The organism is Zhongshania sp. (assembly GCF_041584495.1).
Taxonomy (GTDB): domain Bacteria; phylum Pseudomonadota; class Gammaproteobacteria; order Pseudomonadales; family Spongiibacteraceae; genus Spongiibacter.
In genome coordinates this window covers 1-15,488 of record NZ_JBFHDY010000029.1, presented here as the reverse complement: position 1 = coordinate 15,488, position 15,488 = coordinate 1, and the positions used below count along the sequence as shown (strand labels likewise).

13 protein-coding genes are annotated in these 15,488 nt (G+C 51.5%); 6 read left to right on the top strand and 7 right to left on the bottom strand.

Annotation, left to right across the window (positions count from 1 at the left end):
• Positions 1–212 precede the first annotated feature (212 nt).
• The 3 genes from ABYP33_RS07255 to ABYP33_RS07245 all read left to right on the top strand — a co-directional run bounded on the left by ABYP33_RS07255 (position 213) and on the right by ABYP33_RS07245 (position 2,163).
• Complete coding sequence (locus ABYP33_RS07255; protein ID WP_373089931.1) at positions 213–686, top strand: acyl-CoA thioesterase; 474 nt, start codon at positions 213–215, stop codon at positions 684–686.
• 6 nt (positions 687–692) lie between these two features.
• On the top strand, positions 693–1,289 hold the full coding sequence (locus ABYP33_RS07250) for a tRNA-uridine aminocarboxypropyltransferase (protein ID WP_373089929.1): 597 nt from the start codon (positions 693–695) through the stop codon (positions 1,287–1,289).
• A 136-nt stretch (positions 1,290–1,425) separates the two neighbouring features.
• Entirely contained in the window at positions 1,426–2,163 is a 738-nt protein-coding gene (locus tag ABYP33_RS07245; protein ID WP_373089927.1) for an endonuclease, read from the top strand.
• Between the two features lie 2 nt (positions 2,164–2,165).
• On the opposite strand, the gene ABYP33_RS07240 is transcribed toward ABYP33_RS07245, so the two are convergent.
• Together ABYP33_RS07240 and ABYP33_RS07235 are read right to left on the bottom strand one after the other, a co-directional pair.
• Complete coding sequence (locus tag ABYP33_RS07240) at positions 2,166–4,103, bottom strand: alpha/beta hydrolase family protein (RefSeq protein WP_373089925.1); 1,938 nt, start codon at positions 4,101–4,103, stop codon at positions 2,166–2,168.
• A gap of 76 nt (positions 4,104–4,179) precedes the next feature.
• Positions 4,180–5,193: a GlxA family transcriptional regulator gene (locus tag ABYP33_RS07235; RefSeq protein WP_373089923.1), complete on the bottom strand. Its 1,014-nt coding sequence runs from the start codon at positions 5,191–5,193 to the stop codon at positions 4,180–4,182.
• Between the two features lie 130 nt (positions 5,194–5,323).
• On the opposite strand from ABYP33_RS07235, the gene ABYP33_RS07230 reads away from it, so the two are divergent.
• A complete protein-coding gene (locus ABYP33_RS07230; protein ID WP_373089921.1) occupies positions 5,324–6,301 on the top strand; it encodes an NAD(P)H-dependent flavin oxidoreductase in 978 nt (325 codons plus the stop codon).
• Positions 6,302–6,335: 34 nt separating this feature from the next.
• Here the strand turns inward: ABYP33_RS07230 and ABYP33_RS07225 are convergent, their stop codons facing one another.
• From ABYP33_RS07225 to ABYP33_RS07215, 3 genes are all read right to left on the bottom strand, one after another.
• Entirely contained in the window at positions 6,336–7,391 is a 1,056-nt protein-coding gene (locus ABYP33_RS07225; protein WP_373089919.1) for a Glu/Leu/Phe/Val dehydrogenase, read from the bottom strand.
• 27 nt (positions 7,392–7,418) lie between these two features.
• Positions 7,419–10,901, bottom strand: a complete 3,483-nt coding sequence (locus tag ABYP33_RS07220; protein ID WP_373089917.1) for an indolepyruvate ferredoxin oxidoreductase family protein — start codon at positions 10,899–10,901, stop codon at positions 7,419–7,421.
• A gap of 321 nt (positions 10,902–11,222) precedes the next feature.
• Positions 11,223–12,032, bottom strand: a complete 810-nt coding sequence (locus tag ABYP33_RS07215; RefSeq protein ID WP_373089915.1) for an enoyl-CoA hydratase-related protein — start codon at positions 12,030–12,032, stop codon at positions 11,223–11,225.
• A gap of 170 nt (positions 12,033–12,202) precedes the next feature.
• Between ABYP33_RS07215 and ABYP33_RS07210 the strand changes: the two genes are divergently transcribed.
• Positions 12,203–12,358 (top strand): hypothetical protein, encoded by a 156-nt coding sequence (locus ABYP33_RS07210; RefSeq protein WP_373089913.1) that lies wholly within the window; start codon positions 12,203–12,205, stop codon positions 12,356–12,358.
• 174 nt (positions 12,359–12,532) lie between these two features.
• Positions 12,533–12,655, top strand: a complete 123-nt coding sequence (locus ABYP33_RS07205; RefSeq protein WP_373089911.1) for a hypothetical protein — start codon at positions 12,533–12,535, stop codon at positions 12,653–12,655.
• A gap of 509 nt (positions 12,656–13,164) precedes the next feature.
• Here the strand turns inward: ABYP33_RS07205 and ABYP33_RS07200 are convergent.
• Both ABYP33_RS07200 and ABYP33_RS07195 read right to left on the bottom strand, forming a co-directional pair.
• On the bottom strand, positions 13,165–14,178 hold the full coding sequence (locus ABYP33_RS07200; RefSeq protein WP_373089909.1) for an NAD(P)-dependent alcohol dehydrogenase: 1,014 nt from the start codon (positions 14,176–14,178) through the stop codon (positions 13,165–13,167).
• Between the two features lie 343 nt (positions 14,179–14,521).
• Complete coding sequence (locus ABYP33_RS07195; RefSeq protein WP_373089907.1) at positions 14,522–15,373, bottom strand: bifunctional transcriptional activator/DNA repair enzyme AdaA; 852 nt, start codon at positions 15,371–15,373, stop codon at positions 14,522–14,524.
• Positions 15,374–15,488 lie beyond the last annotated feature (115 nt).

Sequence of the window (15,488 nt, the reverse complement as noted above, 5' to 3'; positions counted from 1 at the left end):
ACATCACCGTTAAAATCACTCGAAGCCGAACCCGTGAATATTATGCCGCCGCCACGCCTGAACTAAATGCGAGGAAACGTAGCTTAAATCTGCGCTACTCGGGCTGAAGCAAACAATAGCAAGGGGCAGTTCATATTCAATTCAGCGTGGCTATATGTGCCAGTCAGCGTAAAATTATGGTACTCAGCATGAGCTAAGAGACATCGGAAACAATGGCGCAAAAATCAGACCCAAGACTACTTCAGGCAAAAACCTACCCCTTTACCCTGAATATAGACACTCAATTTGGCGATATGGACGCTTATGCGCATCTCAACAATTTAGCCATCGCTGGCTTTTACGAGAGTGCCCGCGCCAGAATGCAACTCCACATGAGCGAGCGCAATGATTTTTTTAACGCCGACTCCCCAGACAAAATACTCTTAATAGAGGTTCGCATCCAGTACCTCGGCGAAGGTCACTATCCTGAACCAGTGAAAATCCGCACCGGCATCGACCATATCGGCAATAGCTCCTACCGACTGCATCAAGCACTGTTTCAGCAAGACCGCTGTATTGGTCTATGCGAGGCCGTGATGGTTTATACCTTATATGGCAAGCCCATCACCATTCCGCACGATGGGCGCCAACAGTTGGAAAGCCAGCGTATTGTCGGTTTTAAAAGCAATCCCATGGTCAGCAGTTAATCCACAATGAATAAACGACTATATTGCCCACACTGCGATCGCCCTCAACGCACCTGTCTCTGCGATGTGATGGTTCGGCGCGACTGTGCGTACCGCCTGATTATTTTGCAAGACCCCAAAGAAGCAAAACACGCGCTGTCTTCTGCGCCGCTACTCGCCAAGTCGATTCGCGGTAGTCAGCTCCTTGTTGGCGAGATTTTTTCGCCCGAAGAAATTCTTGGCGACAACTGGCAATCCGACAGCGTGTTAATTTTCCCCGGCGACGACAGCATCAGTGCAGCCGATATACAACAGCGCGCCATTAAACATCTTATATTACTCGATGGCACCTGGCGCAAAGTTGCCCGGATAATGCATTTAAATCCGTGGCTAAGCACGCTAGCGAATTTCACTATTGCCGCTAACAATAGTAGTCAATACCGGATAAGGCGTTCTCCCCGTGCTGACGGCTTGTCAACGATAGAAGCGGGAGTCTGTGCACTTAACGAACTTCATGCGCCACAAGATTATTCAACTGTTTTATTGGCCTTTAATAAAATGATTGATATGCAAATTGCGGAAATGGGCCCAGAAACCTTCGATAAAAACTATAAAAAACGCTAACCAGCCAATACAACACAGCTAACAAACACAAACTAAAAATAATCTAACTACTGTATTAATTTGCGCTAATCTCACCTATATTGCCCGCCCTAGCGCGCCGAAAAATGTCAGCGTACGATTTATATAAGGGCTTTTTGTGCTTAGGTTTACTCTTGTTGTACTACTATTAGCTTGCCATCTCACTAGCTTCGCCTCTACGAACACTCCGCCTAAGAGTTTTTCTGCGGCCAAAAAGCGCTTAATTCAGCTCTACCATAACGAGGACGCTGAGCAGAGTTTTTACTGTAATTGCAGCTATTCTGAACAAAAACTAAACGGCAAGAAAAAGCTGCTCGTCAACCACCAAAGCTGCGCCTACACCCCCAGAAAAAGCCCCACGCGTGCCGCTAGAATTGAATGGGAGCATGTGGTTTCCGCTTGGGAGTTCGGCCATCAGCTGCAGTGCTGGCAAACAGGCGGGCGCAAGTCTTGCAGAAAAGACCCCACTTTTAAGGCGATAGAGGCCGATGTCTTTAACTTGGTTCCCGCTATTGGTGAAGTGAACGGTGACCGCTCCAATTTTGGATTCGGGATGATTAACGGCGAAGCGCGCGCCTATGGTGCCTGCGATATCGAAATTGCCTTTAAAGAGCGCCGCGCTGAACCCCGCCCAGATATCCGCGGTGACATTGCCCGCAGCTATTTTTATATGGAAAAACAATACGGCTTAAAAATAAGCAGAAAAAATCGTCAGCTTTATAACGCCTGGGCAAAACAAGATCCGGTTTCCGAACAAGAATTACGCACTGCCCGGGCCAAGGCTAAGCTCATGGGCTGGGATAATTCCTTTGTTGAGCCGCCCACCGTCGCGACCAAGGTTAAGACAGCCCAATAAATTTACTTAGCCTGTGGCGGGTTATGCTCCATAACAAATCCCACGGCAGCTTCAATGGTTTTTTGCCGGGTATCTGACTTAGAGAGGAAGTGATCTTCGCCCTTTAGCTCCACAAACGTCACAGGCTTTTTCTTTTTCTTAAGACGACTGTACATTTTTTCGCTGTGCACAATGGGTACTCTGGTATCGTCTTCGCCATGAATTAGTAAAATCGGCGCATCGGCGCGGGCGGCGTGATGCGCTGGTGAGATGTCTTTCAGTTCATCGGCGCGTGGGCTGTCAACACCAAGATACTGCTCCACATAGCGTTCATCGTCACGTTGACGGGTACGCACAATAGACCGCAGCCATATTGGCAAATCACTTAAGCCCGCAATAGACACCGCGCAGCGGTACAGACCTTGCTGCAAGGTAACCCCCGCCAATGCGGCATACCCCCCGTAGCTCGCGCCCACGATGCAGACGCGTTTAGGGTCGATCAGCCCTGTGTCGGCAAGCGCGGCGACGCCATCGGAAAGATCGGTTTGCATTTTACGACCCCACTCGCCAAATCCGGCGTCGCGAAATGTCACGCTGTAACTACCCGAACCACGAAAATTTGGCTGCAACACCACGTAACCCCGACTGGCAAAGGCCTGGGCCAACCAATCAAAACCGAGGTAGTCGCGACTCTGAGGACCGCCATGGGGAAGTACGATCAGCGGCAAATTCTTGCTATTCGCCAAAACCGGTGTGGTCACAATGGCGGGAATAGTCAGGCCGTCGCTAGCCTTATATTGCCACATACTCGGCGTAGCCACATGGTGCGAGCGTATCTCCGGGCGGTTATAGCCAATAGGCTTGGCGTCACCCGTGGGGATATTCACATACCACCAGGTGCCAGAGTCACCCGCACCGTCGGTATACACAATAAGCTTCTGCCAGTCGGCACTCATTGAAATAAAGTGCACATAGCTGTCGGGAAAGGCCTTTCTTGTGCCAACAACAATCGCCTGGTGATGTGCGTCTAACATTTCTAATTCAGGTACATCTGCTTCTTTCACGACGCCGGTAAGCAGCCCTTCAGTATCGTAATACAGGCTCACAATATTGATGTCGGCGAATAGTTCGACGGGGGCAGATTTGCCATCGACGGCTATTTCAAAAAGATGACCCGCACCGCGGGCGTCGTGCTGGTAGTACGCCACAGTGCCAGGGCTTCGACCCGGCCCAGCAAGACTGTTTGTGCCGAAGTTATCTGTAGCACTAACTAGGACGTCTTTGCTCTTATAAGCCCGCAATTCCCATTTTGCATTGATATCATTGTAGGTTTCATATGCGAGCACATTTAGCCCTACGCCTACGGCCCAGCCTTGGCCCTCGCGGCGCCCTCTAGCAATAATTCGACGCCTGCCACGCTCAAGTTCAATACAACTAAGATCGAAAGTATCAGCTGACACGCTGGCAAGGGTGTCCACACATTGATACCAGCGACCGTCCGCCTGAAGTGGCGGGTGGATATGAAAGCTCGCGCTGAATACTTTTCGTGAATTTTGTAGAGGCCACTCGGCTTCGCCGGTTTTAACATTGACGATCATTAGGTTGCTAAGCTCATGCTTGCCACCAAAGACAAAACCAAGATTCTGAGTCGAACTCGCTTTGACAATAAGATGGTCTTCACCAGCCCAATGCAAACCCCGCACTTTCAAATCATCGAGGCCATAGTTGCGCAACACGCCACTATGGATACTACCAATGACCAGGCGGCGCTGCTCACCAAGTGTTGTCACGGTGGCAAGCAGATCGCCTGATGGCGACAAGGCCATGTCTTCCACCCCAGGCAGTTTTCCGTAGGCCGAGAGCGGCGGCAGTGGGCTAGTCTCATCTGCGGCCTGCACCGGCGACGCCACTATCGCCATTATTACGACTAACAGGCAGCCTAATACTCGCAATATTATCATCCTTGAGCTCGCGTCAAACACCCTAATTCAAGCGAAAGTTTAGCGCTAAAAATAGTCGCGCGTATATACCGCTCAGCTAGACTGCGTGAACAATTTCCCGGCGCTGGGCAAGGCCAAATTTTAGCCGGTAGGCTCGGGGACTCAAGCCCGTTTTACGCTGAAATAGTCGGTTAAAGGAGCTGGCATCGGCGTAGCCAATTCGCAACATCACCTCTTCGGTAGACAGGCTGGTGGCTTCAAATAGTTTCTTAGCGGCCTCAATACGCAGGTTTTGCAGATAACTATTCGGGGTATCGCCAACGGCCTCTTTAAAGCGCCGCATGAGGGTTCGCGAACTGATATGAAAACGTGCCGCCAAACGCGCCAAGGAAAACGCGTCGTTCAAGTTTCTTTCCAAGTAATCTTGAATTTCTAGCATAAGTGAATCGCTATGCTGCTTTTGCCGAGGCAGTATGAGATAAGGTGCCTGCTGCGTTAAATTAGTATCTACCAATAGGGTGCGCTCACACTGTGACGCAACCACCCGGCCCATATAACGTTCGACCATAATGAGTGCAGCCAACATTTCCGCGCCATTGGCGCCACCGGTCAGCAGTCGACCACCATCAACCACCAGCTGATCCGCCTTTAAGCTGATGTCGGGATAGCGCTGACGAAACTGCTCAGCAAGCCACCAGCTGGTGGTCGCACTGTGACCATTTAGCAAACCTGTTTCAGCGAGAATAAAACTGCCGGTACAGTGGCTACAGATAATGCAATTATTGTCATACTGTCTGACCAACCAGTGGATAAGCTCACGTAGCGATTCCAGCTTTTTATTAAACTCCCTACCGCCGGGGTAGGCCATTGCTGGCACCACGATAATGCTACCCGCCTCAAGGTCAATAAACGAGCTGTCGACAGCGATCCGCAGACGAGATGCCGTGGTAACCGGCACGCCGTCTTGCGACAGCGTTTGCCATTCAAACTCGCCCTCCCGCCCCTGATACAGATCCCGCCAGTGAGCATTGGCCACCATATACAAGTCCTGAGGATTCGCCAGGCTACCGGCATAACAGCCCTCGTAGGCAATAACGTAAACTTTGACCACCGTAAACCCCTTGTTACTAAAGCCGCCAGTGTCACTATCAACACTTTTAATGTCAATAACGACACTACCCCTAGCGGTAAATTAACCCTACAGTAGGCACTCGATTTCGCTGATAAGAGTGTTTAGCACTATGAGTCTCCCCAAACTATTGGAAAACCGCCTTCGCCTACCCGCCGTGGTAGCCCCCATGTTTCTGGCCTCGGGGCCGGAGCTAGTAATAGAAACCTGTAAGGCTGGCATGGTTGGCTCGTTTCCCGCACTGAACCAGCGCAGCAGCGAAGGCTTTGAAGAATGGTTAGTCAGCATTAATACAGCGCTGCAAGCCCATGAGCAAGAGAGTGGGGAAAAGCCGGCTCCCTTTGCAGTGAATCTGATTGTGCACAAAACCAATCCTCGTCTCAGCGCAGATTTAGCGCTGTGCGTTAAGCATCAGGTTCCCATTGTGATTACCTCGCTAGGCGCGGCGAAAGAAGTCATTGAATCTATTCACAGCTACGGCGGACTCGTCTTTCACGACGTAATCAATGCCCGCCATGCCCGCAAAGCAGCTGGTGCAGGGGTAGATGGTTTAATCGCTGTTAGCGCCGGTGCCGGTGGCCATGCAGGCAGCACCAATCCCTTTGCCTTAGTCGCAGAAATTCGGGAATTTTTTGATAAGACGCTATTATTAGCGGGTGCTATTTCGCGGGGCAATGATATTGCCGCCGCCAAAGCCATGGGCGCCGACCTTGCTTATATGGGCACTCGTTTTATTAATACCAAAGAGAGCTTGGTACAGCCGGAATACAAGCAGATGATTGTCGACAGCGGCTCTAGCGACATTGTTTACACACCCAATATATCAGGTGTTTTTGCCAACTTTTTGATGCCCAGCATCGTCAAGGCAGGACTCGACCCCAATAAATTGGAAACGCCAAGCCACATCGATTTTGGCGAGGAATTAACCACTGACGCCGACAATAAAAGCGGTGAAAAAACCGGTGGCGCGTGGAAGGACATTTGGTCTGCTGGTCAGGGCGTGGGTGCCATTCACGACATTCCGTCAACCAAAGACCTAATTCAAAAATTGGAAGAGGAATACCGCGTCGCGACTGCGCAGTTCCGTTAAGCCAGTAACAGCTAGGAATCGTCGCCGCGCCAAATCAGGCGGCGGCGATTTTTACGGGCGCAAGAAAGCGCTCTTCGGCCAGTAATTCTGCCACCCGCGCAGTCGTTTCACCGCTTTGTTCGGCACGGCGAAAAATGCGCTGTAAAGTATCGGTAATCGTGTCAACGTGTGCCGCCGACTTTTCAGACGAGCCCTCTGCCCGCTGGTAGTAAACATCAATAATGCCACCGGCGTTAATCACAAAGTCTGGCGCGTACAAAATTCCCCGCTGACGCAACTGTTCGCCTTGTATTGCTTGGGCCAGCTGATTATTGGCAGCACCAGCAACGATACCCGCCTTAATCACGCCCACGGTTTGCTCGTCGATCACCGCGCCCATTGCGCAAGGTGCCAACACATCCACATCCATACTCAGCACATCAGCAACGGCAACTGGTTTTGCACCTAATGCCTGTGCCAATTCTAAATTTGCGGCGTTAATATCCGCAATAAACACCTCAGCGCCCGCCGCGACTAACAGCGCCGTTAAATGACGACCCACCGAGCCGGCACCTTGAATAGCCACTCGCATCCCCATTAAGGAATTCGCTTTATGGCGAAACCCACAGGCTGCTTTTATACCGCAAAACACACCCTGCGCCGTATAGGGTGAGGGGTCACCGCCAAAGCGGCTGCCGTCCATTACGCCCGATACATAAGTCGTGCGCTCGCCAATGATTTTCATATCTGCCACGCCGGTGCCGGAATCTTCCGCAGTGATGTATTGACCGCTCAAGCCCTCGATAAACTCCCCCATCGCCAATAATAGCTGCCGACTCTTTTGGCTGGCGGGATCGCCAATGATTACCGCCTTACCACCGCCCAAAGGCAGGCCCGCCAAGGCCGATTTATAACTCATGCCCCGTGACAGACGCAGCACGTCTTCTAGCGCTTGTTCATCACTGCCATAGGGATAAAAACGGCAACCGCCTAAGGCTGGCCCCAAAGCGGTATTGTGCACCGCAATAATGGCGCGCAAGCCGCTGTGTGCATCCTCTTTAAACGCCACCAGTTCATGGTTGTCAAAGGACGGCGAATTAAACACTGTCATTGCATTCTCCTTGTACTACTAAATTCATTAGGCAGCGTTGCCCACATCGACTAATTGCACCACATCGCCCCGCAGCCGCCCGAGCAATTGCTGGCGGCGCACACGGTATTGCGCAATCGCTTGCTCTTTTACGTAACCAAAACCCCGAACCTCGTCGACCAAGCCAATAATTTCAGTGAGTAGCGCCACATTATCGGCGTCGATTTGGCTCATAAAATTGTCTAGGTCTTGCTGAAACTCGACGAGTAAAGCGCGTTCTGTTTTGCGCTCGGCGCTGTAAGCAAAAATATCCCAAGCACTGCCGCGCAGGCCTTTAAGCTTTGCCAAGTAGCTAAACGCCGTGAACATCCACGCTGAAAACACCCGTTTTTTGGGCAAGCCGTCGCGACCGCGTTTAGAGAAGATGGGCGGCGCCAAATGAAACTGCAGCTTAAAGTCACCATCGAAACTGGCTTTGAGCTTTTTCATAAACTCGCCATCGCTGTACAGCCGCGCTACTTCGTACTCGTCTTTATAGCTCATCAGTTTATGCAGCGAGCGCGCTACCGCCTCTGTTAAGTCGCCGGCTGCGCCGCTAATTTCAAGTTCTTTGCCCCGCACTTGCTCGACCCTACCGCGATAGTCTTGAGCGTAAGCGAGATCTTGGTATTTGATTAAATGCTGGTAGCGAAATTCGATAATGTCATCGAGGCTTTCTAGAGGCTGCCATTGCTCTACCGCCACACCAGCGGCGGCCATCACTGCGGCCATATTGTCGACCGCGCGGCGTCCCCACAAAAAGGCTTGCTGATTAAACTCTACCGCGACGCCATTGAGTTTAATCGCGTGCTCAATCGCTTCTGAGCTAATGGGCACATAGCCTTTCTGAAAGGCATAACCCAGCATAAAGAAGTTAGTCGCCAAACTGTCGCCCAGTAAATAGCTGGCAATTTCTGATGCCTGAATAAAATCGACCTTGCCCTCCCCCACTTCGGTAACAATGAGCTGCTTCATGGTATCAGCGGGGAATTGCGCGTCGCGGTGATAAACAAAATCGGCAGTGGTCATCTCGGTATCGTTAATCACGGCAAAACTGCGCTCAATATTGACCTTGGCGATAGCCTCATCGGAACTCGACACCACCAAATCACAGCCTAATAACAGATCGGCATCACCCGCCGGAATACGCACTGCATTGATGTCGTCTTGGCTATTCGCAACACGTAAGTGGCTCACCACGGGACCAAACTTTTGCGCAAGGCCGGTTTGGTTCATGGTCGCGCAGCCTTTGCCTTCAACATGGGCGGCCATGGCTAACACCGCGGTAATGGTGAGCACACCCGTGCCGCCAATGCCGGTTACCACTAGATTCCACGGGGTATTTAAGCTGGGCAGGGTCGGCTCTTGTAATGCCCCAAAGCCATCGCCACTGGCGGTATTCACACTTTGCTTTTTAAGCCCACCGCCAACAACTGATACAAAGCTCGGGCAAAAGCCATTAACGCAGGAATAGTCTTTATTACAGGCACTTTGGTCGATTTGGCGTTTGCGGCCCAGCTCGGTTTCTTTTGGCAATACCGACAAACAATTGGATTTTTTACCGCAGTCGCCACAGCCTTCGCATACCGCCTCGTTAATAAAAATTCGGCGATCGGGGTCGATCATAGTGCCTTTTTTACGGCGCCGACGTTTTTCAGCGGCGCAGGTTTGCTCGTAAATCAGCACCGACACCCCTTCGATCTCGCGCAGCTCTTCTTCAATACTAAGCAAGTCGTCGCGGTGATTAACGCTTAATCCCGCTTCGCTGGGCGTGTCGTATTGTTCTGGGTGGTCAGACACCAGCGCAATACGCTTTATGCCTTCGCCGCGCAATTGCAAAATGAGCTGCGCCACCGACAGGCTGCCATCAATAGGTTGGCCGCCCGTCATGGCAACGGCGTCGTTATACAAAATTTTGTAGGTGATATTGACCCCAGCGGCAACGGACTGACGAATCGCCAAGCTGCCGGAGTGAAAATACGTGCCGTCGCCGAGGTTCTGAAAAACGTGTTTGTTCTCGGTAAAGGCGGCCTGCCCTACCCACGTCACCCCTTCCCCGCCCATTTGGGTGAAGGTAATGGCGGGGCGCGAGGGCATCCAAGTACTCATATAGTGGCAGCCAATACCGCCAAGGGCGATGCTGCCCTCGGGCACTTGGGTAGAGGTATTGTGAGGGCAGCCCGAACAGTAATGAGGCGTGCGATTGATTACACCCTGCTTATTGGCAATCGACTGCTCTTTTTGATTGTAAAAATTAAGGCGTTTTTCGATCTCTTCGCTTTTGTAAAAACGACGAATTCGCGAGGCAATGGCGCGAGCCACCATGGCCGGGGTTAGCTCGCTGAGGTTCGGCAGCAAGTCGGCGCCGTGCTCGTCAAACTCGCCAATCACACGGGGGCGATCTTCCACCGGCCAGTTATACAATTGGCCGGTCATTTGGTCTTCAATAATCGAGCGCTTTTCCTCAACCACCAGAATTTCTTCCAGCCCCCGCGCAAACTCGTGAGTGGTTTCTGGCTCCAACGGCCAGGGCATGGCCACTTTATACACCCGCAGACCAATGGCGGCGGCCTGTTGCTGGTCGATTCCCAAATCTTCAAGCGCCTGCAAAACATCGAGATAGGCTTTGCCGCTAGTCACAATACCGAGATGCGCTTTGGGGCTGTCAATCACAATACGATTAAGATTATTCGCCCGCGCGAAGGCCCGCGCCGCATAGATCTTGTATTTATTAAGGCGTTTTTCCTGCGCCAGTGGCGAGTCTGGCCAACGGGCGTGTACGCCGTCTTCTGGCATTTCAAAGTCTTCTGGCAAAACAATGTTTACCCGATGGGCATCAATCACCGCCGATATCGCCGAATCCATATTCTCGGTAATAGCCTTAAAACCCACCCAGCAGCCGGCATAGCGCGACAGCTCCCAGCCGAAAATACCGAGGTCTAACACCTCCTGCACATTGGCGGGTGCCAAGACTGGAATAGAGGCACCCATAAACATATGTTCGGACTGGTGGGGCAAGGTTGATGACTTTGCGGCGTGGTCGTCCCCCGCTACCGCTAATACCCCACCATAGCGTGCGGTGCCCACCGCATTAGCGTGTTTGATCACATCCATGCTGCGGTCTACCCCCGGACCCTTGCCGTACCACATACCAAATACGCCGTCATATTTCGCGCCGGGGAATAAGCCCACTTCTTGACTTCCGCGCACCGCCGTCGCGGCCATGTCTTCATTTACGCCGGGTACAAACTGAATATGGTGCTTATCAAGATAGGGCTTGGCCTGCCACAGCGCCTGGTCGAGAGTACCCAGTGGCGAGCCTCGATAGCCTGAAATAAAGCCCGCGGTGTTTAAACCGCGCTCTAAGTCCCGCTGATGCTGCAGCATGGGCAGTCTAACCAAAGCCTCAATACCCGTCATGTACGCGCGAGTACTATCGAGGCGGTACTTATCTTCGAGCGAGATAGCTAATGCCGATTTAGACAGGGCCATGGTCGATACATCCTATTATTGACAGCGTAATGTCTTTAATAAGAGTCTAGACTCAAAATAAGGAAGAATTTATCTTAAACACAGCTCACAGCAAAGTATATCGACTAAATAATCCACAAAATAGGGAATATGGGTCTAAAAAATGACAATAAGGACCAGATAGAATCCCAGCTTAGACACGTAGCAGTATGACACCGCGTTTATTAGACTGAAAACAACAGAGGGGACTTAGTGAGCACAAATCAAAACAGCCGTAAGGAGCTAATCGGCGGGTGAGCTTTACACAATGGTGGCTAACGTCGAGGAAGGCCAGCCTTACGGCTAGCCACGGATCTGTTGACGAGGAAAATTAGGCTCACGCTTTTCTATAAAGGCCTTAAGCGCCTCGCGGTGCTCGTCGCTATTACGGCAGCGCTGGAAATTTTTAATTTCTTCAGTAATATAGCTTTCACAGCTCATTTCTTGCGCATTCTTTAGGTTAGCTTTAATGCACGCTAATGCATTGGTAGGGCCATCGGCTAAACGCGCAGCGAGTTTGGCGACATTCTCTTCCAACTCCGCATCCTCACATACCTTGCTCAGCAAACCGCTAGCATAGGCCTCTTGAACCCCATAAACCGGATTTAGTAGGCAAAACTCTCTCGCTTTACCCGCACCCATCCACTTACTTAAAAAATACGCTGCGGCAAAGTCGCCGGACAAAGCGATTTTGGTATGGGCATAACTCAGGCTCGCCGTGCTGTCGGCTAGTCGAAAGTCGCATGCCAAGGCTAGCGACAAGCCGCCACCCATCGCGGGACCACGGATCATGGCAATAGTTGGTTTGGGCATTTCATGCAGTAACATCGCAGCCTCTGCACCCACTCGCAGCAACACCTCCGTGGAATATTTACGGGTATGTTCCGCGCCCAAGGCCAAGTTTTTGATGTCGGCTCCCGCGCAGAAGGCGTCACCAGAACCTTCTAGCACAACAGCACCCACGCTCTCATCCTTCGCTGCTTCCCGAAGCTTACGGTACAGTATTGTAACCATGTCCTCGTTTATTGCATTTTTCAATGCAGGCCTACTTAGAGTGATGTATAACACCCGACCAAGCTGACGAACACCAACAGGCGCACAATCATTGCTCATTATTTTTATCCCGTGTTTTGCCACTCAATGTGGAGATCTTAACACTATCGGCTCTTTTTCGCGCCCTTCCGCCTTAGCAAATAGGCATAATCCGCTATAACCCGCTGTGCTAAATGCGAGGCAAGAGACGAGTTTGTGGTGGGCGAGCCCCCATAAGACCGGCGCTCTATATGACCATGTTACCTGCCATTCATCACAAGCCTGTCATACGTAATGTCTATCGCCACTTAGTCGCTCAGCGCAAGCACAAGAAAGTCGCCATTACCGCCTGTATGCGGAAAATAATGACGATTCTTAAGGCCACCGTACGTGACGGACGGGAATGAAAAATGGCCTAATTTATTTAAAAATACAGTCGGCTATGGGCTTGATTTCGGATCACAGTCGCTTGTTAGTCCCACGCGACAGCGTCCGGCACCCGAACACCCGTCCCCTCAGACATTGAAGACGGGCTAAACACCTACCGAAATTTGCTCGAACAAGGCTAATGCGCCGACAATATGATTATTCTTGGCGACTCCGCAGGTGACGGCTTAAGTCTTTCTGTGGCCCAGTTCGCCGAGCAGCAGCGTGGGCTAAACTCACCAGCGGCGGTAGTTCTGATATCCCCGGCTGGAAATTGATCTTTACGGGCCGCGCTCTTCTACAAAAATGAAAACCGCGCGCCCTTTTTCCGAATGGCGACGTTCCTGCTTTTTAGGCGACTTTACATATATGGCTATAGCATTGACGACCCCACGGTTTCACTCCAGTATGGCGATTTCTCAGGCTTTCCGCCCAAGCTATTTTTACCAGTAACACCGAACTGATGCGTGATACAACAGTGGAAATCGCCACGAGTATTCGTTCTACCGCAGGGGCAAGCGCACTTTTTGCCGCCGCAAATGCCTACCATGACTCCCCCCCAATTCACATTCTTGCCCGGGGCAAAAATCACTAACACCAACGTTTTGGAATTTTGCACTGAGATTTTCAGTAGCGCGCGACATTGATGATTGACGAGGCCACCCGCTACGTATTGCCTAATCACCCGCGCTCGGTTACCGGCACAGGCTAAGCAGACATCAGCGTTTCGGTAGAATATTTAACACATCCGCCGAGGACGGAGCCTTAATTAGCACCGCATGACTACCTACGCAATATCGACAATGATTTTACCAAAGTGCTTACCACTTTCCTGATAACGGAAGGCATCAGCTAATTGCTCAAGCGGGAAATGCTTATCCAGCACAGGGCGAATACCGTTGCGGTCAATAGCCCGAACCATATTGAGCTGATCTTCTCTGCTGCCAACAATGACACCTTTAATCGTCAGCTGTTTGCCCATAATGACGTTAGTTGGAATATCACCCCGATGGCTCCCAGCCAATACACCGATCATCGCTATATGACCACCCTCGCCACAGGCTTCAATTGATTGCGCAAACGTGCCGGCACCACCAACTTCCACTACGTGATCAACCCCTCGGCCCGCCGTCAGTTTGCGCACCTGTTTGGCCCAATTCGGATGTTCGCGATAATTGATTAAGCCGTCTGCCCCCATGCCACGCATCCGTTCAAGCTTCTCGTCTGACGAAGAGGTAGCGATCACCTCGCAGCCTGCCGCTTTCGCAAACTGCAGGGCGAATAGCGATACGCCGCCACTGCCTTGAATTAAGACACTGTCACCGGGCTTAATACGGGCATTCACCATTAACGCCCGCCAGGCCGTTAATGCCGCGCAGGGCAGCGTCGCGGCTTCGGCATGAGTAAAAGAACGCGGTACAAGGGTCAATCCAGTTGCCGGAACAGTAATTTGCTCACAGGCATAGCCGTCGGTTTGGTCCCCCATCATGCCGCTATGGTGATGAGAACGAGACTCCCCTGCCAGACAATTATTAAAAAATGTGCTCATCACGACATCGCCCGGCGCAAATTCCGTCACACCCTCACCCACTGCAGTAACTTCACCAGCGCCATCAGACATTGGTATTCGACCGTCTTTGGTCGGCAATACGCCCTTGGCAACAAAATAATCGTGGTAGTTGAGTGAGCTCGCGTGGAGCTTGACCACCACCTCACCGGCGCTTGGCTCCCGTGCGCTAATGCTGTCGAGATAGATATTGTCCAGGCCGCCCGGCTTTTTAATACGTATTGCCTTAATCATTCGAAATTCCCCGTTTCTTATTTATTGTTACGCCAGCGTGATAATTTAATCACAGCACTACAACTATGTGCGAGCCGTCGCATTTATCCTATGCATTTCGTTTTAAAGCGTAAACCACGGCGATACGTCCGCGCCAGAAAAACCAATATCTAACACACCTCGGTAGTAGTACCACTTTCAAACAATTCATTTTCCGTTCACATTTCATACGATTTGAGAAACAATGGGACGCTCTTCTAAAGCCTATCGATTTTTCTCTCTTATTTGCGTTTCAAGTTCAATACGCCCAACTTTGCTGACCCCGTGGCACTCTGAATTACGGCGGTAACGATAAATATCGCTGTCAGCCAGCAATCTCATTGGCACGCGCCGCCTCGTGTACTAATATCGCCTGCTTGCGCTCCGCACCCCAGCGGTATTGACTGAATTCACCAGTGCTGCGGATCACCCGATGGCAGGGTATGAGATAGGCAATATGATTGCAGGCGATGGCGCTCGCCACCGAGCGAACCGATGACGCGATCCCCATAGCGCCCGCCAATTGCTGATAAGAACAAACCTCGCCCTCAGGTATGGCCAATAAGGCCTCCCAGACTTTTAACTGAAATTCGCTCCCTTTTAATAAAACGCGCAGTGGCTCCGTGCTGGCCGTAACGCCGGAGAATATTCTGGCAAACACCGGGCCAACGGCCTCTTGGTCGTGCAGTAACTCCGCAGCGGGCCATTCTTTTTGTAATTCTTGCACCACCGCTGACTCATCACTGGGCTGGTCAAAAAATGCCATTTTACACACCCCGCGCGGGGTCTGTGCGATAAGGCAGTAACCAAATAACGAGGGGTTCACCCCATAGCGAATATTCAACCCGGCTCCCAAATTACGGTATTCTCCGGGAGTCATGCATTCAGATTTAATCATTAAATCGTGTAGGCGGCTGCTACCACTTAGGCCGCAGTCCAGCGCAGCGCCCAGTACACTGCTGCTACGTAATTGCTGTTTAGCGCGTTCCTTGGTCAAAAAGAGCAAAAACTGCTTGGGCGAAATACCTGCCCACTCAGAAAACATTCGCTGCAGGTGGCATTCACTCAGGCCCACGTAATTCGCCAGTTCCTGCAAGCTCGGCTGCGCTACCTGCCGTTCGGCAAGGTAACGGATTGCCTTGGCAACTCGCTGGTAATTAATATGTTGTTCGCTCATTGGCGCTAGCACCTTTTTTGTCGTGTTCTCAGTTTGCCCATGGACTCGACATCCTACCACCCGATTCTTGCGTAAAATGACGGTGAGCTAGCATCAATGGCACAGGCTTTGCTCG